At 73.8% G+C, this 20783-nt stretch carries 17 protein-coding genes and 2 pseudogenes; 13 read left to right on the plus strand and 6 right to left on the minus strand.

The window, feature by feature from the left end; translation table 11 throughout:
- The first annotated feature begins 94 nt into the window (after positions 1–94).
- Positions 95–364 (plus strand): hypothetical protein, encoded by a 270-nt coding sequence (locus ACRRSS_RS23405; protein WP_435973091.1) that lies wholly within the window; start codon positions 95–97, stop codon positions 362–364.
- 62 nt (positions 365–426) lie between these two features.
- On the plus strand, positions 427–969 hold the full coding sequence (locus ACRRSS_RS23410) for a GNAT family N-acetyltransferase (RefSeq protein WP_435973092.1): 543 nt from the start codon (positions 427–429) through the stop codon (positions 967–969).
- 70 nt (positions 970–1039) lie between these two features.
- Here ACRRSS_RS23410 and ACRRSS_RS23415 read toward each other — a convergent pair whose 3' ends face one another.
- Positions 1040–2059: a HEAT repeat domain-containing protein gene (locus tag ACRRSS_RS23415; protein WP_435973093.1), complete on the minus strand. Its 1020-nt coding sequence runs from the start codon at positions 2057–2059 to the stop codon at positions 1040–1042.
- Between the two features lie 2 nt (positions 2060–2061).
- Positions 2062–2730 carry a HEAT repeat domain-containing protein gene (locus ACRRSS_RS23420; protein ID WP_435973094.1) on the minus strand — a complete coding sequence of 223 codons (669 nt, stop codon included), beginning with the start codon at positions 2728–2730 and terminating at the stop codon, positions 2062–2064.
- Between the two features lie 279 nt (positions 2731–3009).
- On the opposite strand from ACRRSS_RS23420, the gene ACRRSS_RS23425 reads away from it, so the two are divergent.
- The 3 genes from ACRRSS_RS23425 to ACRRSS_RS23435 all read left to right on the plus strand — a co-directional run bounded on the left by ACRRSS_RS23425 (position 3010) and on the right by ACRRSS_RS23435 (position 7461).
- A complete protein-coding gene (locus ACRRSS_RS23425; protein WP_435973095.1) occupies positions 3010–3855 on the plus strand; it encodes a lysophospholipase in 846 nt (281 codons plus the stop codon).
- A gap of 684 nt (positions 3856–4539) precedes the next feature.
- Positions 4540–5349 (plus strand): molybdate ABC transporter substrate-binding protein, encoded by an 810-nt coding sequence (gene modA, locus ACRRSS_RS23430; protein ID WP_435973096.1) that lies wholly within the window; start codon positions 4540–4542, stop codon positions 5347–5349.
- 90 nt (positions 5350–5439) lie between these two features.
- A complete protein-coding gene (locus ACRRSS_RS23435; RefSeq protein WP_435973097.1) occupies positions 5440–7461 on the plus strand; it encodes an ABC transporter permease in 2022 nt (673 codons plus the stop codon).
- A 49-nt stretch (positions 7462–7510) separates the two neighbouring features.
- On the opposite strand, the gene ACRRSS_RS23440 is transcribed toward ACRRSS_RS23435, so the two are convergent.
- On the minus strand, positions 7511–8290 hold the full coding sequence (locus ACRRSS_RS23440) for a LuxR C-terminal-related transcriptional regulator (RefSeq protein WP_435973098.1): 780 nt from the start codon (positions 8288–8290) through the stop codon (positions 7511–7513).
- Positions 8291–8321: 31 nt separating this feature from the next.
- Entirely contained in the window at positions 8322–10049 is a 1728-nt protein-coding gene (locus ACRRSS_RS23445) for an amidohydrolase (protein WP_435973099.1), read from the minus strand.
- 340 nt (positions 10050–10389) lie between these two features.
- Between ACRRSS_RS23445 and ACRRSS_RS23450 the strand changes: the two genes are divergently transcribed.
- The 8 genes and pseudogenes from ACRRSS_RS23450 to ACRRSS_RS23485 all read left to right on the plus strand — a co-directional run bounded on the left by ACRRSS_RS23450 (position 10390) and on the right by ACRRSS_RS23485 (position 17763).
- Positions 10390–11343, plus strand: a complete 954-nt coding sequence (locus tag ACRRSS_RS23450) for a terpene synthase family protein (protein ID WP_435973100.1) — start codon at positions 10390–10392, stop codon at positions 11341–11343.
- 246 nt (positions 11344–11589) lie between these two features.
- Positions 11590–13272, plus strand: a complete 1683-nt coding sequence (locus ACRRSS_RS23455) for an ATP-binding protein (RefSeq protein ID WP_435973101.1) — start codon at positions 11590–11592, stop codon at positions 13270–13272.
- Complete coding sequence (locus tag ACRRSS_RS23460) at positions 13269–13670, plus strand: roadblock/LC7 domain-containing protein (protein ID WP_435973102.1); 402 nt, start codon at positions 13269–13271, stop codon at positions 13668–13670. Before ACRRSS_RS23455 ends, ACRRSS_RS23460 begins: the two co-directional genes overlap by 4 nt.
- Positions 13667–14020 carry a DUF742 domain-containing protein gene (locus ACRRSS_RS23465; RefSeq protein ID WP_435973103.1) on the plus strand — a complete coding sequence of 118 codons (354 nt, stop codon included), beginning with the start codon at positions 13667–13669 and terminating at the stop codon, positions 14018–14020. Before ACRRSS_RS23460 ends, ACRRSS_RS23465 begins: the two co-directional genes overlap by 4 nt.
- The gene (locus ACRRSS_RS23470) at positions 14001–14618 is read left to right on the plus strand and encodes a GTP-binding protein (RefSeq protein ID WP_351910551.1); all 618 of its coding nucleotides are present in this window, start codon (positions 14001–14003) and stop codon (positions 14616–14618) included. Before ACRRSS_RS23465 ends, ACRRSS_RS23470 begins: the two co-directional genes overlap by 20 nt.
- Positions 14615–15478 (plus strand): annotated as a pseudogene (locus ACRRSS_RS23475) (cytochrome P450); the annotation flags it as partial. The gene ACRRSS_RS23470 and the pseudogene ACRRSS_RS23475, both read left to right, overlap by 4 nt.
- Positions 15479–16303, plus strand: a pseudogene (locus tag ACRRSS_RS23480) (cytochrome P450); the annotation flags it as partial.
- Positions 16304–16536: 233 nt separating this feature from the next.
- On the plus strand, positions 16537–17763 hold the full coding sequence (locus ACRRSS_RS23485; RefSeq protein WP_435973104.1) for a cation:proton antiporter domain-containing protein: 1227 nt from the start codon (positions 16537–16539) through the stop codon (positions 17761–17763).
- 67 nt (positions 17764–17830) lie between these two features.
- On the opposite strand, the gene ACRRSS_RS23490 is transcribed toward ACRRSS_RS23485, so the two are convergent.
- A complete protein-coding gene (locus tag ACRRSS_RS23490) occupies positions 17831–18790 on the minus strand; it encodes an ABC transporter substrate-binding protein (protein ID WP_435973105.1) in 960 nt (319 codons plus the stop codon).
- Between the two features lies 1 nt (position 18791).
- Positions 18792–20765, minus strand: a complete 1974-nt coding sequence (locus ACRRSS_RS23495) for an ABC transporter permease subunit (RefSeq protein WP_435973106.1) — start codon at positions 20763–20765, stop codon at positions 18792–18794.
- Between the last annotated feature and the right edge of the window lie 18 nt (positions 20766–20783).

A 20783-nucleotide genomic window follows, 5' to 3' on the forward strand; every position in this document is an offset into this window, starting at 1 on the left:
TGACCGGGGAACCGGACGACCCTCCGATCCGACTCCTCCGGCGGACGCGCCCGATCCGAGCGGCGCGGAACGCGATGCTCCGGAGGGGCGGCCGATGGACACACCCCGAGCGTCCTCGTCACGGGTGGGCGCGAGGCTGCGTGCCGCGCCGCGGACCCGCTCCCCACGGGCGACCCTGTGCGGGTACCTCCTGCTCCTGGCGCTCGTCTTCGCCGGGGCGTACGGGCTCGGAGCGGCCGTCGGACCGGGCGGCCCGGGGGACGACGGCCGGCCGGGACGGGAGCCGACGCCGACGGGGTCGCCCAGCCGGACGCCCACCCCGCCGCACGACACCGACCACACCCACGGCGAACATCACGGGTGACGACCCGCGGGGGGTCGGGGAGACTGGCGTCGCCGCACCGCGACACCCTCCGAGGAGCGTTCATGATCACCTGGCGTCGGGTCACCGAGGACGACTTCCCTCTGCTCCGGCGGTGGCTCTCCCAGCCGCACGTCGCCCGCTGGTGGAACCACGAGACGGAAGCGGCGGCCGTGGCCCGCGACTTCGGCCCGGTCGCCCGCGGCGAGGAGCCCGCCGAGGACTGGCTCGCCCTGCTCGACGGCGTACCGGTGGGGCTGGTCCAGCGGTGCCTGTGGGGCGACTATCCGGAGTACCTGACGGAGATCGCGCCGGTGCTGGAGGTCCCGGGAGCCGCGGCGACCATCGACTATCTCGTCGGCGATCCGGCGCTCACCGGCCGGGGCGTCGGACCCCTCATGATCCGCGCCATGATCGAACGCACCTGGCTCGACCACCCCGGTACCCCGTGCGTCGTCATCCCGGTGGTGGCCGCGAACCAGGCGTCGTGGCGGGCGCTGGAGAAGGCGGGGCTCGTACGGGTCGCCGAGGGTGAACTGGAGCCCGACAACCCGATCGACGACCGTCTGCACTACGTCTACCGGATCGACCGGCCGACCGGCTCCTGACCGCACGGCTCCCCCGGCCCGCCCACCCGCCTTCACCGCGATCGCCTGGGCACGGGGACGGACCGCCCCTCTAGGTCCGGGGGTCGGCGGACTCGCGCAGGGTGAGGATGTACGTCGCGGTCAGGGCGACGGCACGGTCCTCGTCCTGTGCCAGCTCCGCGAGGGCGCGCGACGCCGTGGCGCCCGGGATGTCCGCGAGCGCCTGCGTCAGCCGTCGGCGCGCCCGCACGTCGGCGGTGGCGCGGGCGAGACGCTCGACGAGCCCGGCGGCGATCCGGTCCGCCGACGCGCGATCGCTCGCGAGCGCGCCCAGGGCGTCGGCCGCGTCGACGTCGTTCGCCTCCTCGACGATCATGTCGAGGAGCGTCGGAACCGCGTCGGCCGCTCCCCGGCCCCCCAGCGCCAGGGCCGCACACCGGCGGACCGCGACGTCGGAGTGGGTGAGGGCGTCCCGCAGTCGCGCGGTCGCCTCGCCGCTCGTCAGCTCGGCGAGCGCTTGGACGGCCCGTCTGCGGACCGCGGCCAGGGGCGAGCCGAGGCCCTCCGCGAGGAGCGCCTCCCCACCGTCGCCCGCACGCGCCAGAGCCCAGCGAAGGGCTCCGGCGACGTGCGGGTCCCGCTCGCACAGCGCGGCCTCGACCAGCGCCTCCACCGGCACCGGAACCTCCTCGACCACGGAGGACAGGGCCGCGCGCTGACGGGTCCCCGCGCTCTTCGAGCCCAGGGCCTGGAGGAGGGCGACGGTCTGGAGGACGTCCTCCCAGTCGGCGGGTTCCGCCGCGCCGATCCGGCGGAGCCGCGTGAGCAGCGCGGTCTCCCGCGCGATGCGGTCCTGTGTCTGGCGGATGAGGTCGTCGACGAGCGCCGAGGGCGCGAAGCCCGGATCGTCCAGGGCGCTCCCGACCTCCCGCAGCGACAGGCCCAGGGAGCGCAGGCTCTCGATGTGGAAGATCCGCCGGATGTCCTCGTCGGCGTACTCGCGGTAGCCGGCGCCGCTGCGACCCGTCGGCCGCACCAGGCCGAGCGCCTCGTAGTGCCGGAGCATGCGGGCGCTGACCCCGGACCGCCGCGCCACGTCTCCGATCAGCACGGTTACCCCGCCTCCCCGTTCCCGCCGAGGGCCACCACGCGCTTCGCCTCCTCGATCGCGAACTCGAACCCGGCGTCCGGGTCACGCGACAGCCGCTCCGTGGCCGTCGCGTGGGCCCGTACGGCGGGGTCGGGGTCCGTCATCGCGCTACTCAGGGCCGGCGTCACGGCCTCGCCCAGCGCGATCAGGGCCCGGCTGAGGCTCAGCTGCGTCTCCCGCCCGCCGCGCCCCAGCTGTGTCGCCAGCGCTCCGGCCAGCGCGGACTCCTCACCCTCGGGTACGAGCACGACCGCCGCCCGCCACGCGCTCCGCGCCACCTCGTCGTCGGCGTCGGCCAGCAGCGCCCGGGTGAGCGCCGGCCACGCCTGCCGGTCCCCGATCTTGGACAGCGTGTGCAGCGCCTGGCTGCGTGCCTGGGCCTCCTCCGAGCGGAGCTCCCGCAGCAGCCCCGGGACCGTCTCCGGTGCCGGGTGGCGGGTGAGCGCCCAGGTGAGCGTCTCACGGACGGAGAAATCGGGCTCGACCGCGCACCGCTCGATGAGCTTGTCGACGAACCGCGGGTCCGGGGCCGAGCCGACCGCGAGCGCCGCCCGCAGCCGTACCGACGAACGGTCGTCCGCCAGGCCCTGGAGAGCGCGTGTCGGGTCCGTGTCCTGTTTCGGCATGGTCATCGGGACCACCTCCTCGGCCGTCAGTGAAGACCTTGTCACCGTGTCAAGGTCAAGCGGACCACACCGCGTGCCTCCGACCGCACCCGTGGGGGAGGAACGGCCGGAGATCCGACGATGGTCCGGGCGGGGACGGCGTGTTTCGATGGGCCGGCCTTGTCACACCCGAGTCCGCTCGTCGAGGAGCGGGAGGCGGCGCGCGACATCGCGGCCCGAGCGACCGAGCAACCGAACAACCGACCGACGGACCCACCGACCGACCGACCGACTTCAGGAGAGACGATGTTCACCTTCACCGGCAAGGACGGCCTGACCGTCCATGCGCGTTCCTGGCTTCCGGACGGACCGCCGCGCGCCGTCGTCCAGATAGCCCACGGCATGGGCGAGCACGGCGCCCGCTACGCGCCCCTCGCCGAACGGCTCGCCGCCGAGGGCTACGCCGTGTACGCCGACGACCACCGCGGCCACGGTCTGACCATGCTCCCGGGGCTGCCCGGCGTGCTCGGCGAGGACGGCTGGAACCTGCTCGTCGACGACCTGGCGACGCTCACCGGCGTCATCGCCGACCGCCATCCGGACATCCCGGTCGTCCTGCTCGGGCACAGCCTCGGATCGTTCGCCGCCCAGCAGTACGTGCTCGACCACCCCGGCCTCGCCGACGCGGTCGCCCTGTGCGGAACGAGCGCCGTGGACGAGCTGTTCGCCTTCCTCGCCGCGGCCGGCGGTGACGTCATGGGCGCCTTCAACGCGGAGTTCCGGCCGGCCCGTACGGACGCCGACTGGCTCAGCCGGGACGAGGCCCAGGTCGACCTGTACCTCGCCGACCCGCTGTGCGGCTTCACCCTCGACGCGGCGTCCATGGCCGGGCTCGCCGCCGCCGCCACCCGTCTCGCCTCCCCCGGGGGCCTCCCGGCCGACCTGCCCGTATACGTGCTGGTAGGCGACCGCGACCCGCTCAACCAGGGCCTCTCCCTCAGCGACCTGGCGGTCTCCCGCTACCGGGACGCCGGGCTCACCGACGTCACGTACCGCAGCTACCCCGGGGCCCGGCACGAGCTGTTCAACGAGACCAACCGCGACGAGGTCGTGGGCGACCTGCTCGCCTGGCTGGCCCGCGTCACCGCCTGACCGTCGGCCCACTCCACCGACCGCGCCCGGCCTGGAGGCCTTCGCCCGCCCTGTCGTTCGTCACGATCCTGGCGTCCCCCTCCGGGTTCCGGGCCCCGCCGCGGGCGAGGCGCAGGGAGATCCGGTGCCCGGCTCCCAGGTGGCGGACGGGCGCTCCGCTCAGCCGGCCCGCGACCCGCCTGACCCGCCTGACCCCCGGCGCCGGACGGTCGACCGTCCGTACGCGACCCCGGCGCCGTCGGCGAAGCCCCTCAGGAACCGCTTCGCGGCGGTCGAGGCGGAGCTTGTCCGTTCCTCCAAGCTCCCTCGCATCCGCGATGGACAGTCCCACATGTTTCTTGCAGATAAGAGGCCAGGCGACCTACGGTGTCGCACATGCAGTCCCACTCGACCGGCCGGCCCGCACGCCTGCCGGGCACCGGCCCTCGCCACCGCGACCACGCTCGGTGACTCGCGGAACGGTGCGCGATCCGGGGCGGACCGCATCGTCTCCCTCCCCGGCCCGCGGGGCCGGGGAGGAACCGGGACGGGAAGTCGGCATGCAGGCCACCGCCCGCGTGAAGTCGACCAGCGTGCACATCGAGCGCACCTGACCACCCCTCACGCACGACCGAAACACCTCGGCCGTCGGCGCGGCCGGCCCCTGACTCCGCACCTTCCGTTCGTCCCCAAGGAGTTCGCCCCATGTCCCTCACCCTCACCGGACGCCGCGCTGCCACGGCCGCCCTCACCGCGGCCCTGCTCGTCCCGCTCGCCGCCTGCGGCAACGAGGACACCCAGAAGGACACCGGCGGCTCCACCCCCTCCGGCTCCGCGAGCGCCGCGCCCCGGGCGAACCTGACGGTCCTCGCCGCCGCCTCGCTCACCGACGTCTTCAAGACCGCGGGCGCCGCGTACGAGAAGTCCCACCCCGGTACCAAGCTCACCTTCTCCTTCGCCGGTTCGCAGGAACTCGTCGCCCAGGTCTCGCAGGGCGCGCCCGCCGACGTCCTGGTCACCGCCGACACCAAGAGCATGGACAAGGTGAAGGCCGAGACGGGCACCCCGGGCATCATCGCGAGGAACCGGCTCGTCATCGCCACCGGCGAGGGCAACCCGCTCGGGGTCGACGACCTGAAGGACCTGGCCGACACCAGACTGAAGGTCGTCCTGGCCGCGCCCGAGGTCCCGGCCGGCAAGTACAGCAAGCAGATCCTGGACGCCCAGAAGATCACGGTGAAGCCGGTCTCCCAGGAGCCCAACGTCCGCGCCGTCCTGAGCAAGGTCGAGCTGGGCGAGGCCGACGCCGGCCTCGTCTACAAGACCGACGCCGAGAGCGCGAAGGACAAGGTCGACGCCGTCGAGATCCCGGACGACCGGAACGCCATCGCGAAGTACCCGGCCGCTACGATCAAGGACTCCAGGAACGCCGAGGCCGCGGCCGCCTTCGTCGCCTGGCTCTCCTCTCCCGAGGGCCAGAAGATCCTCCAGGACGCGGGCTTCCAGAAGCCCTGACCGAACCGGATCACCCGGATCGTGGGGGCTGTCCGTCTCGGGGGTACGGACAGTCCTTCTCCTCTTGCCGTCATCTCTTCGGGGTCATCGATGAAACGAGCAGGCGTACGCAGGACCGGCGCCCGTCCGCCCCTCGCCCTGGCGCTGCCCGCGCTGGCGGCGGTGGCCTTCCTGGCGCTGCCGCTCGTCGGCATCCTCGTACGGACCGAGTGGGGCGAACTCTCCGACCACCTGAGCTCACCGGGCACCGTCCAGGCGCTGAAGCTGTCGCTCCTCGTCTCCTTCTGGGCCCTGGGGCTCTCCCTGCTCCTCGGCGTCCCGCTCGCCTGGCTGCTCGCCCGGGTGTCCTTCCCCGGCAAGGCGTTCGTCCGCTCCCTCGTGCTGCTGCCGATGGTGCTCCCCCCGACCGTCGGCGGCGTGGCCCTGCTCCTCGCCTTCGGCCGGCGCGGCCTCCTCGGGCCGTGGCTGGAGGACACCTTCGGCATCACCCTGCCGTTCCACACCTCGGGGGCCGTCGTCGCGGCGACCTTCGTCGCCATGCCGTTCCTCGTCATCAGTCTGGAGGGCGCCCTCGGCGGCCTCCGGCCCCGCTACGAGGAGACGGCCGCCTCGCTCGGCGCCTCGCCCGTCCGGGTCTTCCTCACCGTCACCCTGCCGATGGTGGCGCCCGGCGTCGTCGCGGGCGCGGCCCTCACCTGGGCGCGGGCGCTGGGCGAGTTCGGCGCCACGATCACCTTCGCCGGCAACCTCCCCGGCACCACGCAGACCCTGCCCCTCCAGGTCTATCTGCTCCTCCAGGACGAACCCGAGGCCGCCACCTCCGTCTCCCTGCTGCTGCTCGCCATCGCGATGGCCGTCCTCGTCGCCCTGCGCGGCCGATGGACGGGCACCCCGACGGACCGGGCTCGGCCCACGGCCCCGGAGGGGAGGACGGACGGGGTCGCGGCGGACAGCACGCCCCCCTCGGTCCCCCTGGCGGCGGACGCGGCCGTCGAGGACGCGGGCGCGACGGACCCGGGCGCGACGGAGGCACCGGCCCGTGCCGCGCGGCCGCCCGCCCCCGCCCCCGCCGAGGAACGCTGGTCCCTGCACGCCGAGGTCACCGGCTTCACCCGCCTCACCCTCGACGCCGCGCCGGGTACGACCATCGCCGTCGTCGGCCCCAACGGCGCCGGCAAGACGACCCTGCTCCGCGCCCTCCTCGGACTCACCCCCCGCGCCCATGCCGAGCTCACGCTCGGGGACACCGACGTCACCGGCCTTCCGCCGCACCGGCGCCGGGTCGCCTGGGTCCCGCAGGACGGCGCCCTGTTCCCCCACATGACGGCGCTCGCCAACACCGCGTACGGGCTGCGCGCCCAGGGTGTCGGACGCGCCGAGGCCCGCCGGGAGGCCCGGTCCTGGCTCGACCGGCTCGGCGTGGGGCACCTGGCTCAGCGCAGGCCGGCCCAGCTGTCCGGCGGCCAGGCCCAACGCGTGGCCCTGGCGCGGGCCCTGGCCGCCCGGCCCCGGCTGCTCGTCCTCGACGAGCCGCTCGCCGCGCTCGACCAGACCACCCGCGCCCGTGTACGCCACACCCTGCGCACCCACCTCGCCGGCTTCGGCGGTGTCTGCCTCATCGTCACCCACGACCCCGTCGAAGCCGTCTCGCTCGCCGACCGGGTGCTGGTCCTCGACGAGGGCCGGGCCCTCCAGGACGCGACGCCCGCCGAGGTCACCCGGCACCCCCGCTCCCCCTGGGTCGCCCGGATGCTGGGCGGCAACGCCTGGGCCGGCACCGCCACGGCCGACGGCCTCGCCCTCCTCGGCGGCGGCACCCTCATCACCGCCGAGCCGCTGCCGCCCGGCACCGAGGCGCTCGCCGTCATCGCGCCGGAGGCCGTGGCCGTCCACCGCGAGAGGCCCGGCGGAAGCCCCCGTAACGTCTGGCCCGGCACCGTCCGCGAGATCACGGCCAGTGGCAGCAGGTTGCGGGTGCTCGTGACCTCCGACCGGGCGCCCGACCTGGTCGCCGAGATCACCCCGGGGGCCGCCGCCGAACTCGGCCTCGCCGACGGGGTGTCCGTGTGGACCGGCGTGAAGGCGACCGAGGTGACGGTGATGGCCCTGTGACGGCCGGGCCGGGTCAGGCCCGGGGGCTCCGGCCGCCGGCGGTCCGCAGTCAAGCGGTGGGTTCGATGCCCCATGCGACGGCCCGGGCGGCGGCGGCCGCGCGGTTGGGGAGGACGAGCTTGGCGAGGATGTGCTCGATGTGGGTCCCCACGGTGCGCGGCGTGATGTACAGCCGCTCGGCGATCTCGCGGTTGGTGCGGCCGGCGGTCAGCTCGGCCAGCACCTGGAGTTCCCGCGGGGAGAGGCCGCCGGGCCGTCGGCCCCCGGCCGCTCCCCGCTCGTCCTCGGCGGGGGCTGGAGCGGGGTGCGGGGCGGGGCCGGGGTCGACGGCCGCGGCGAGGGCCTCGGTGAGCAGGGTGACCACGGCGCGCGCCGGGTCGGGCGTGCGCAGGGGCCGGCGGGTGCTGACGTTCAGCATGCCGACGTACCGGCCGTCGGCGGCGAACAGGCACTGGGCCACCCCGTCCTCGATGCCGAGGGGTGACAGCACGTCCTGGTACCCCGGGGAGGCGGCCAGGAGCCGCCGGGGGGCGTCCCTGAGCCAGACGCCTCCTCGGGCCGGGCTGTGCAGCACAGGGAACATCGGGTCGCGGTGGAGGCGGGTCTCGATGTAGGCCGTGGCGTCGTCCGGGTAGCTTCCGGCGAGCGTGGTGTGGCGCCGGCGCAGCGGATCCCACCGGACCAGGGAGGCGTGGTCGTACTCCATCACCCGGGAGAGCGCCGCCAGGACCGCGTCGACGCCGGCCGCGCCGCTCGTGGCGCTCCTGGCGGCCTCGCGGACGTGGAGGGCCGCGTCCAGGACGTCCGCCGTGCTCCGTTCCGCTGCCATCCCCCCAGGATGATCACGTGTCCGCCGTACGTCAAAGACGGAGGGTGTCGTGCACGACCTTTCCGTCCACGACGGTGAGGACGACGGGCATCCCCGGAATGTCGTGGGGGTCGGAGCCGAGCAGGTCCCCGTCGAGCACGCAGAGGTCGGCGACCTTGCCCGGCTCCAGGGAGCCCTTCCAGTCGTCGGCGAAGTCCTGCCAGGCCGCTTCGATGGTGTACGTACGGATGGCCTCGGCCACGCCGATGCGCTGCTCGGGGCCGCTGACCCGCCCGGCGGCCTTCGACTCGCGCAGCACCATGGTGGCGACGCCCTGCCGCCAGTCCGGGAAGGTGACGGGGGCGTCGGACCCGCTGGCGACCCGTACTCCGGCGTCGATGGCATCGCGGTAGGGCCAGGCGTACGCGGCCCGTTCGGCGCCGACGAAGTCCTCCTCCATGTCGGCGACGGTCCACTTGATGGTGGGGTTCATGTTGACGCCGAGGCCGTGCGCGGCGAGCACCTTCATGCTGTGCGGGGTGAGGAAGTCGCCGTGGATGACGTAGTGGCGGGCGTCCGGCCTCGGGTGTGCGGCGAGGGCCGCGGCGAAGGCATCCGCGACGGCGTCGCAGGCCCGGTCGCCGGTGACGTGGACGCCCAGCTGGTGTCCGGCGGCGTGGGCGTGCCGGATCATGGCGTCGATCCCGGCGGTCCGCTCGGCGTCGGTCGCGCCGCCGACGCACAGGGAGCCGCAGCCGCCGCCGACGTACGGCTCGTGCATCCAGGCGGTCCTGTTGGGGACGATGCCGTCGGCGAAGATCTTGACGCCGTGGATCGCGAGGCGGCGCGGATCGACGTCACCCGCCCCGGATGCGGACGTGACGCCGGACCGGCCGAGGGCGGTGAGGCCCTCGGCGAACTCCTCGGCGGTGCTGGTCATTCCGGTGGGCAGGAAGAGGACACCGAGGCGGGCGGTCAGTTCGCCCCCGGCCAGCAGTTCGCGGTAGACGTCGAGGGTCTCCGCGCCGAGCGCGCCCCGCATGATGCCGTCGCCGCCGGGGCCGAGCCCGGGCTCGGTGTAGCTGGTGACGCCGAGCCGGGCGAGGGTGGCGAGGGTGGACCTGATCGCGTCGGTCCGCTCCTGGCGGCTGAGCGGCGGCAGCGCGTTCTGGACGAGGGCCTGGGCCCCCTCGTGGAGGAGCCCGGTCGGTTCGCCGTCCTCGTCCACGACCACGGCGCCGCCGGGCGGCGCGACGGTGTGGCGGTCGATCCCCATGAGCGCGAGGGCCCGGGAGTTGACCCAGGTGGCGTGCCCGGAGAAGGAGTACAGGACGACCGGGTGGTCCGGGCTCACGGCGTCGAGGTCGTGCCGCGAGGGCAGCCGCGCCGGATCGGCCACGCACTCGTCGAGGTAGCCGGTGTCCCAGCCGTGCCCGGTGATCCACTGTCCGGCCGGAACCCGCCCGACGGCCTCCCGTACGGCTCCGGCCACGTCCGCGAGGGAGGCCACGGCGGGATGGCCGAGTTCGAGGGAGAGCGGCGGCGTCGACATGCCGAAGGCGCAGCCGTGCAGATGGGAGTCGTTGATGCCGGGAAGCAGCGTCGCTCCCCGGAGGTCGACGACGCGGGTGCCGGGACCGACGAGGGGCTCCACGTCGCCGCGCCCGCCGACGGCGGTGATGATCCCGCCGGTCACCGCGAGGGCCGAGGCGACGGTGGACTCGGCGTCGACCGTGACCACCCGCCCGTCGAGAAACACCAGGTCCGCGTACGTGTCCACAGAGGGGTCCTTTCGAAGGGTCCGGGCGCGCTCGGCCGCCCGGAGACGATCTCCCGAGGACTATGGCGGCGTGCCCGCTCCCCGCACATCGGTCGTTCCACCGATACGCGCGCGGTCGCGGGCCTGGGCTCGCGGGCCGGGGCGCGCGCTCCGGACCGCGCCGGGGGCTCCGGTGGCGCGGAGCCCGGGGGGTTTTGCGGCGGGGGACCCGGGTACTGATCATCCGTCAACTCACAAGTAACTTTCTGGACGTTCCTGACAGTTGATGATCACGTCAAGTACTCTTCGGTCGCGCCGGGGAGCGTTTGAAGATCACCCGGGATCAAGACCTGGGGGGCCCGTGTTCAACGCCGCAGTGCTCGATCTGCCGTTTCCACTCCGCAGCAACCCGAACCAGCGTTCCATCGCCCGCGCTCACGAGGGGTGGCTCCTCCGTCACGAAGGGCTGTCCGGGGCCATCCACCCGACGGCCTACGCCAAGTGGGACGTCCCCCGTCTCGCCGCGCTCACCAGCCCCGACTGCGACACCGGCGACCTCACCCTCGCCGCCGACCTGCTCAGCTTCTACTTCCTCTTCGACGACCGGTTCGACACCGGTCTCGGCCGCGCCCCGGCGCAGGTGGCGCGGCTCTGCACCCGCCTGACGTCCCTCCTGCACGGGGACGGACCCGAGCCCGGCGCCCGCACCCCCGTCGAGCGGGCGTTCGCCGACCTCTGGGAGCGCAGCCTGCACGGCATGTCCGCCCGCTGGCGGGCCCGGTCCGCCTACCACTGGGAGTGGTACTTCGCCTGCCATCCCGCCGAGGCCGCGGGCCGTCTCTCCGGTCGGCTCCCCGACCGGGAGGAGTACCTGGCGCTCCGCCGGGGCACGGCCGCCATGGAGACACTCTTCGACATGGTCGAGCGGCTCAACCGGTTCGAGCTGCCGCAGGAGGTGCTGCACCACCCCGCCTTCCGCAGGATGCGCCAGCTCGCCGCCGACATACCGTCGTTCACCAACGACGTGCACTCCTACGCCCAGGAACTCGCCCGGGGCGATGTCGCCAACCTGGTGATGATCGTCCGCGAGGAGCACGGCGGCACCCCCGAGGAGGCGGCCGTCGAGGTGATGCGGGAGGCGCAGGCGATGGTCGACCGCTTCGCGGAGCTCTCGTCCCAGGTGCCCGGGATCAGCGATCTGCTGGGGCTCGACCCGGCCGGCCGCGAGGCCGCCCACCGGTACGTCGAGGGCCTCGCGGCCTGGATCGGCGGCTACCACCGCTGGGAGATCGACACCGGCCGCTACGGCCACTGAGCCGCCCGGCGACTCCCGGCGACTCCCGGCGCCCCGCTTCGCGGGAACGACCGACGGACGGAGAACCGGTCAGAGACCATCTGAAATCCGACTTTCCTGGGCACGGGACTGGAAGATTCATGCTCTGTATGCATATCAATCCCCTCACGAGCGTTCCGAACTGATCAAGAACGCATCTATAGTTCCGTCGTTGCGACCACTTTCCTCCGTCTCCTTCTTCCGTGCCCGCACCCGAGAGTCTGGTTGATGTCGGCATCACCCACCCCGTTCCGTCCTGCCCTGATCGCCGCGCTCCTGACGGCCGCCGCCACCGGTGCGCTCACCGCGGCGGCGATCGCCGCGGCACCGGCCGGGGTACGCCCCGCGCTCGGCTGGTTCGCCGTCTGCGGAGTCCTGTTGCTGTCCGCCGCGGCCTTCTCCGTCACCTGGTACGCGCGCACCGCGCGGACGCACGGCGGCCGGGCCGAGACCCTCGCCGCCGAACTCGCCTCCCGCGAGGCCTACATCGGCCGGTTCAAGGCCACCGCCGAGCGCGAGGCCTTCGCCCTGAAGGAGCGTCACGAGGCCGAGACCGCCGCGCTGAGAGAACGTCACGAGGCGGAGGCCACCGCCGCCGCCGCCGGCCACACGGCGCGGACCGAGGAGCTCGTCCGCGCCCACGAGGCGGAGACGACCCGGCTCGTCGAGGCACGGGCCGCCGACGTCAAGGACCTGGAGAGCCGGCTGCGCCGTGCCGAGTCCGGCCGGTCGGCGGCGTTGGCCGCCGCGGCCAACGCCGCCGGACGCATGCAGGCCCTGGCCACGAGCATGATGGCCGACCTCCGTGAGATGGAGCACCGGCACGCCGACGAGGACGTCCTCACCGACCTCCTCCACCTGGACCACCGCACCGCGCAGGCGGGGCGGCTCGCCGACTCCGTCGCCGTGCTGACCGGAGCCCGCTCCGGCCGGCGCTGGGCACGCCCGATCGTCATGGAGTCGATCCTGCGCGGCGCGATGGGCCGGATCGGCGGCTACCAGCGGGTGCGGCTCCACTCCGGCAGCGAGGCGGCCGTAGCCGGCCACGCCGCCGAGGGCGTCATGCACGCGCTGGCCGAACTCCTGGACAACGCCGCGAACTTCTCCCCGCCGAGCGCCGAGGTGCACGTCTACGTGGAGGAGGTCCCGGCGGGCATCGTCATCACCGTCGAGGACAGCGGTCTGGCCATGAGCGAGGTGCAGCTGCGGCGCGCCCAGGCCGCCGTCGGCTCGGCGACCCAGGACCTCGCCGGACTCTCCGGGACCCGTCTCGGCCTGCACGTGGTCGGCCGGCTGGCCCGCAAGCACGGCCTGACCGTGTCCTTCCGCCCGTCCGCGCGCGGAGGGACCGGCGCCCTGCTCATGCTGCCCCAGGAACTGATCAGCCACGCCGCCGAGAAGCCCGTCGACGCGCCCGGCGAACCGCCGCTCCCCGTGTCCGGCCGCGGTGTGACCGCCCCCGCCGCCACCCTTCCTGGGCCCCGGAAGCCGGAACCCGAGCCCGTGGCCCTGCCCGTGCGCGCGTCCGCCCCCACCCCCGCGTCCGGCCCCGGCGCACCGGAGCCGGAGACGGACGCGATCGTCCTCCCGCGCCGCCGTCGCGGAGAGACCCTGGCCTCCCAGCTCAAGGCCACGGACGCACCCGCGAAGGAGAGCCGGACGGCTCCGCGGACCGAGGCGGCCCCCGCCACCCCGCCGCGCTTCGGCAGCTTCCACCGGGCCGTACGCGGGACGGGCACCCGGCCGGAGGGCGGACCCGCGACCGCCGGCGACGGCGAAGACGCCGACGCACCCGCGACCACCGGCACCCCCGCCGAGACCCCCGTACCGTCCCACCCCCAGGACCGGGCGACCGCACCGCACACGTCGCCGTCCTCGAACTCCCCGTATTCGGAAGGCAATCCGCGATGACCGGCTCCACCACCGACGAGAAGCTCAGCTGGCTCCTGGAGGGCCTGCTGGAACGCACCCCGGCCGCCCGTCACGCGCTCGTGCTCTCCCGCGACGGCCTCAAGCTCTGCCGTACCCCCGGACTCTCCGTCGACCAGGCCGACCAGCTCGCCGCGATCGCCGCGGGCATCCAGAGCCTGTCGCACGGCGCGTCCATGGAGTTCGGCGACGGCACCGGCGGGGTCCGCTCCGCGATGGCGGAGTTCTACGGCGGCATCCTCTTCATCGTGGAGGCCGGGGACGGTGCCCATCTCGCCCTGGTCGCCGACGAGGACGCCGACGCCGGACTCGTCGGCCACAACATGACGGAACTGGTCGAGCAGTTGGGCGAGCACCTCGTCGCCAGGCCCCGGGGATGAGCCGGGCCAGGCCGGGCCGCGACGACTCCCCCGACCGCCTCTACACGGTGACCGGCGGTCGCAGCCGTGCCGGGTCCGACTCCTTCGACCTGGTGACGCTGGTGGTCTCCGAGAGCGACCCCGTCCCCGGCATGCAGTCCGAGCACGCCGCGATCCTGCGCATGTGCCGTTTCCCCACGGCCGTGGTCGAAATCGCGGCCGGGCTCGGCCTGCCCGTGTCGATCACCCGGATCCTCCTCGCCGACATGCAGGCCACCGGCCGGATCAGCGCGCGCCACCCGCGCCCCACGTACCGCCTTCCCGATCACGACATCCTGGAGCAGGTGCTCGTTGGACTCCGTAGCCTCTGAACAGCGCCAGACCCTGCACAGCACCGCCGACAACGGACTGAAGATCGTCGTCGTCGGCGGGTTCGGAGTCGGCAAGACCACCCTCGTCCGCTCGGTCAGCGAGATCCGTCCGCTGAACACCGAGGAGACGATGACGCAGGCGGGCGAGGGAATCGACGACACCGTCGGCGTCGCCGCGAAGACCGCCACCACCGTGGCGTTCGACTTCGGCCGGATCTCCCTCGACACGCACAACGTCCTCTACCTGTTCGGCGCCCCCGGCCAGGAGCGGTTCTGGTTCCTGTGGGACCGGCTCTTCTCCGGGACCCTCGGCGCCGTCGTCCTCGTCGACACCCGACGGCTCGCCGACTCCTGGTACGCCGTCGACCGACTGGAACACCACGGCACCCCGTTCGTCGTCGCCTGCAACGACTTCGGCGGGCCCGCCCACACCCCCGCCCAGATCCGCGAGGCACTCGACCTCGCCGACGAGGTCCCCCTGGTCTTCTGCGACGCCCGGTCGCGCGAGTCCAGCAAGCAGGTCCTCATCTCGCTCGTCGAACACCTGCAGACCCTCGTCGCCTCGGATCCGCAGCCGATTCCGGAGCACACCCCGTGACCCACCCCGCGCCCCAGCCGGTCCCGCTGAGCGGCCCCCTGTTCCAGACCGACCCCTCCGAGCTGTACCGGCGGATCCGGCGCGAGCACGGCTCCGTCGCCCCGGTGCTGCTCGACGGCGACATCCCCGCCTGGCTGGTCCTCGGCTACCGCGAACTGCACCAGGTCACCAGCGACCCGGTCCTCTTCTCGCGCGACTCCGAACTGTGGAACCAGTGGGACGCGATCCCGGCGGACTGGCCGCTGCTGCCGATGATCGGCCGCAGGCAGCCGTCGATCCTGTACACCGTGGGCGAGCGCCACCGGGAGCGGGCCGGGGTCATCTCCGACGCGCTCGACGCCGTCGACCCGTTCGTCCTCAAGGAGCGGGCCGAGCGCTTCGCCGACGAACTCATCGACGCCCTCTGCTCCAGGGGCTCCTGCGACATCATCGCCGAGTACGCGATGCTGCTGCCGGTAAGGGTCCTCGCCAGCGTCTACGGATTCGCCGACGAGCAGGGCCCGGGCCTGGTGACCGCCCTGAACGACATGATCAACGGCCAGGAGGGGGCGCTGGAGGGCCAGCGCCACCTGGGCGAGTCGATGTTCGCGCTGCTCGCGGCCAAGGCGGAGAACCCCGGCGACGACGTCGCCTCGCGGATGATCGCCAACACCGCCGGCTTCACCGTCGAGGAGGTCGCCCAGGACCTCATGGTGATGCTGGCGGCCGGCCACCAGCCCACCGCCGACTGGATCGGCAACTCGCTCCGCCTCATGCTCACCGACGACCGGTTCGCGGCCTCCCTCTCCGGCGGCCGGCACAGCGTCGGCGAGGCGATGAACGAGGTCCTGTGGGAGGACACCCCCACGCAGAACGTCGCGGCGGAGCGCCCGGCCGGCGAGGTCGTCGACCTGAAGGCGGAGTTCGCCTACCCGCTGCCGATGAACGTGGTCAGCGAGCTGATGGGTGTCGACAAGGCCGACCATCCCCGGATGAAGGCACTGTTCGACAAGTTCTTCTCGACGCAGACGCCGCCCGAGGAGGTGCCGCAGATGATGGCGGACCTGGGCACCCTGTTCGCCGGGATCGTGGCGGGCAAGAAGGAGAACCCGGGCGACGACCTCACCAGCGCCCTGATCGAGGCCGCCGAGGACGACGACCGGCTCAGCACGGAGGAGATCACCAACACCCTCCAGCTGATGGTCGCGGCGGGCCACGAGACGACGATCAGCCTGATCGTCAACGCCGTCGTCGCCCTGGAGACCCACCCCGAGCAGCGCGCCCTCGTGCTCAAGGGCGAGGTGCCGTGGGAGAACGTCGTCGAGGAGACCCTGCGCTGGTCGACTCCGACCTCGCACGTGCTGATCCGGTTCGCGGCCGAGGACATCGAGGTCGGCGACCGGATCCTGCCCAAGGGCGACGCCCTGATCGTGTCGTTCGGCGCGATCGGCCGCGACGAGGCCCAGCACGGCCCGAGCGCGGGCGCGTTCGACGTGACCCGCACGCCGAACCGTCACATCTCCTTCGGTCACGGCCCGCACGTCTGCCCGGGGGCGGCGCTGTCCCGGCTTGAGGCGGCGGTGGCCCTGCCCGCGCTGTACGCGCGCTTCCCGGAGCTCCGTCTCGCGGTGCCGCGCGAGGAGCTCCGCAACAAGCCGGTCGTCACGCAGAACGACCTGTTCGACCTGCCGGTGTACCTGGTCTGACGCACCCGGGCGTCCTCCGGGCCGAGCCGGCCCGGCGGACCGACCCGGAGGCCCCGGTCCTCGATCCGCTCGCGCCCCGGCCTCCCCGCGGAGGGAGGCCGGGGCCCCGGTACGGGCTCCCGGTGGCGTCGGGGAGTGAGGGGAAGGGCCGCTGTCGGCGTGCTCGCACGGGTCGGCACGGCACGCGTCCTACGCTGCGTCTTTCCGGGAACCCTCCGAAAGCGCGGTTGGTCTTGCTTGCCGTCACCGTCATCGCGGGCATTCTGTTCACCTGGTGCGTCCTGTCGCGCCGGCTCGCGCTGTGGAGCGTCACCGCGCCGATCGCCATGATGGTGGCGGGCCTCGCCCTCACCAGTGGCTCGGACCCGCCGCTCGTCTTCGACCTCGGCGACCTGGCGGGCTTCGAACGCTCGGTGGAGGTCGTCCTCGCCCTGCTCCTCTTCGTCGACGCGACCGAGGTCCCGTCAGGGGTCATCCGGCGGGAGCGGCGCGTCGTCGCCCGCCTCCTGGGCCTGGCGCTGCCGCTGACCCTGGCCGCCGCGTTCCTGGCCGCGCTCGTCTTCTTCCCCGACCGGCCCGGATGGGTCCTGGCGGTGCTGGCGACCGTCGTCGTCCCCCTCGATCTGGCGCCCGCCGCGGCCGTCGTACGGGACAGGCGGATCCCGGCGCGTCTCCGGGAGGTGCTCAACGTCGAGGGCGGCCTGAGCGACGGCATCGTCTCTCCGGTGTTCCTGCTCTGCGTCGCGGCCGCCGCCCAGTCCCACACGCCGGGCGACGACTACGCCGAGGCCCTCCTCGACGCCGTCGGCGCGGCGGGCTGGGCCGTCGGCGCCGGAGCGTTCGTCGGCTGGGCGACCGGCCGGGTGCTGCGCCGTTCGTGGGCGAGGGGCTGGACGCTGCCCGCCGCGACCAGGCTCGCGGTACTGAGCGTGCCCATCGCCGCGTATACCCTGTCCGGGGCGCTGGGCGGCAACGGCTTCGTCGCCTCCTTCGTCGCCGGTGTCTGCGTCGCCCCGGCGCTGCGGCAGCTGCCGGAGGGCACCGTGACGATGACCGACGACCTGGTCACCCTGCTGACGCTCGGCCTGTGGTTCCTCTTCGGCCAACTGGTCGGCGACGAGTTCTGGGACGGCTTCCACCTCTCCGTCGTCCTGTACGCCCTCCTCGCCGTCACCCTGGTGCGCCTGGTGCCCGTGCTGCTCGCGCTCGTCGGTACGGATCTGTCGCTGTCCGACCGGCTGTTCCTGGGGTGGATGGGGCCCCGGGGCGTGACCTCGGTGGTCTTCGGCCTCCTCGCGGCGATCGAGCTGCCCGCCGCCGGCGGCGGCGACTTCGTCTCCCGGGTGATGGTGATCACCGTCATGGTCAGCATCGTGCTGCACGGCCTGAGCGGCGAGCCCGTCGGCCGGCTCTACGCCCGCCACCGGCGCACCGCCCCTGAGCCCCGGGGCGCGGAGTGAGGGGGGCGGATCAGGCGCGCGCCCGATCCGCCCCCCTCTCACCGGCCCGCCGTACCCGGCCGGGAGGTCAGGACGGGAGCCAGGTCCGCCAGGTGGCCTCGTTCTCCTTCACCCAGCGGCCGGCCGCCTCCTGCGGCGACAGCTTCTGCTCCGCGATCATCAGGGCGACGTCGTTCTGCATCTCCGTCGTCCAGCGGAACCTCTTCAGGAAGGCGGCGGCGTCGCCTCCGCCGTCCGCGAAGCGGGTGTTGAGGAACTTCTGCAGCGGGGTGTGCGGGTAGGCGCAGGCCACCTTCTCCGGGTCGGCGTCGCAGCCCTCCGTGTAGGCGGGCAGCTTCACCTCCGTCATCGGGACCTTCTCGAAGAGCCACTGGGGCTTGTACCAGTAGCTGAGGAACGGCTTGCGCTCCTTGGCGAACTGCTTGATCTGCGTGATCTGCGCCGCCTCGGAGCCCGCGAACACGACCTGGTAGTCGAGGTCGAGGTTGTCCACGAGCGCCTTGTCGTTGGTGACGTAGGACGGGGAGCCGTCCAGCAGCTGCCCCTTGCCGCCGCTCTCCGCCGTGCGGAGCGCGTCGGCGTACTTGTTGAGGTTCCTCCAGTCGGTGACGTCCGGGTGCTTCTCGGCGAAGTACGTCGGGACGAACCAGCCGATGTGGCCCGTCACCCCGAGGTCGCCGCCCCGGGTGATCGTCCCCTTGTCGTCGATGTACCGCCGCTCCTGGTCCGGGTGGCCCCAGTCCTCCAGGATGGCGTCGACCCGGCCCTGGCTGAGCGCGTCCCAGGCGGGGACCTCGTCGATCTGGACGGTGTCCACCCGGTAGCCGAGCTCGTGCTCCAGCAGGTACCGGGCGACGGCGACGTTGGCCTGCGCGCCCACCCACGACTGTACGGAGAGGGTCACCGTGCGGGAGCCCTTCGCGTCGGCGTACGGGGAGGCCTGGCGGGTCATGTCGGCGGCGCCGCAGCCCGTGAGGACCGTCAGGGCGACGGCGGCCGCGAGTGCGGCGAAGCGGGTACGAGCCATCTCAGGCCCCCTTTCCGGCGGGGTCGCGGCGTTCCGTCGGCTGGGTGACGCGGTCGAGCATCAGGCCGAGGCAGACGATCGCGGCACCGGCGACCAGACCGGTCGCGAGGTCGCCCTGGGCGAGGCCGAAGACCGCGTCGTATCCGAGCGCGCCACCGCCCACGAGGCCGCCGATGACGACGACGGCGAGGACGAGCACCACACCCTGGTTGACGGCGAGGAGCAGCGCGGGCCGCGCGAGCGGCAGTTGGACCTGGAGGAGCTGCTGCCGCCCGGTCGCGCCGAGCGAGCGCGCGGACTCCGTCGCGGCCGGGTCCACCGCGCGTACGCCCTGGTCCGTGATCCGTACGACGGCGGGCAGCGCGTAGACCACGGCGGCCGCGACCGCCGGGGCGCGCCCCACGCCGAAGAGGGCCACGACGGGAATCAGGTACACGAACTGCGGCATCGTCTGGAAGACGTCGAGCACCGGTCGCAGCGCTCGCCCCAGGCGGGTGCTGCGGGCCGAGGCGACCCCGAGGGCGACGCCGATCAGCAGCGTCACGGCGACGGCGGCCAGGACCTGGGACAGCGTGTCGAGCGCCGGGTCCCACACGCCGAGCACGCCGATCGCGGCCGTCGCGAGCACGGCGGTCGCGGCGGTGCGCCAGGTGCCGATGAGCAGGGCGAGCGCGCCGACGGCCAGCAGGACCGTCCACCAGGGCAGCCACTGCAGTCCGTCGCGCAGGGGGTTGAGGACCCAGGTGGTGAAGCGGGCGGCCCAGTCGGCGGTGCCGCCGACGAGGGGCACGCCGGAGTAGAGGTGGGCGGTCATCCAGTCGACGGCCCGGTTGACGGGCTCGGCGAAGTCGACGGTCCACCCGGCGGGCCAGGTGAGCCGGTCGGACAGCCGGCCGGCCACGGCGACGGCGGCGGTCACCCCCAGGGCGACGGCCCAGCCGAGCCGGGCCCGGCGGGCCGGAGCCGCGCCGACGCGCGCGCCCGCCGCGGCGGTGACCCGGTCGAGGACAACGGCGAGCAGCACGATGGGCACACCGGCGGCGAGGGCGGCCCCGACGTCGACGGAGGCCAGCGCCTGGTAGACGCGGTCGCCGAGGCCGCCCGCGCCGATGACGGACGCGATCACGGCCATGCCGAGCGCCATCATGATCGACTGGTTGACCCCGAGCAGCAGCTCCTTGCGGGCCAGCGGCAGCCGGGCCGTCAGCAGCCGCTGCCTGCCGGTGGCGCCGAGGGAGGCCACGGCCTCCAGGACGCCGGCGTCCGCGCCGCGCAGTCCGAGGGCGGTGAGCCGGGCCATGGGCGGGGCGGCGTAGACGACGGTGGCGAGGACGGCCGCGGGCACGCCGATGCCGAAGACGAGGACGACGGGCAGGAGGTAGGCGAAGGCCGGCAGCACCTGCATGGTGTCGAGGACCGGGCGCAGGATCCGGTGCGTCCGGTCGGAGAGACCGGCGGCGAGCCCGAGGAGGCCACCGAGCAGTACGGACGCGGCGACGGCGACCACCATCAGGGCGAGCGTCTGCAGGGTGGGCACCCACATGCCGAGCACTCCGCACACGGCGAAGGCGGCGACGGAGGTCAGCGCGAGCCGGACGCCCGCGACGCGCCAGGCCACCAGGCCGGCGGCCGCGGTGACACCGGCCCAGCCGAGGGCGAGGAGGGCGAGGTACACCGCGCGGACGGAGACGACCACGACGTTGCTGACGTGCCCGAGGAAGTAGAGGAACAGCGGGTGGCCGTCGCGGTTGTCGATGATCCAGTCGCTGGTGCGGCCGAGCGGCCCGGACAGGTCGACGGCGAACGACGCCGGCCAGGAGCCGCCGCCCAGGAGCACGGCGCCGAGGACGAGCGCGAGGACGACGCCCGCGCCGATCACGCGGGAGCGGTGGCGCGCGAGGGCGCGCCGCGCACGGGGCCCCGCGTCGACGGCGGCCGTACGGCCGGGAGGAGCGGGGGTGACGGTGGCGGTCACCGGCCCCACCGCCTCGGG

The sequence above is a fragment of the Streptomyces sp. Qhu_M48 genome (genome assembly GCF_051305195.1).
Taxonomy (GTDB): Bacteria; Actinomycetota; Actinomycetes; order Streptomycetales; family Streptomycetaceae; genus Streptomyces.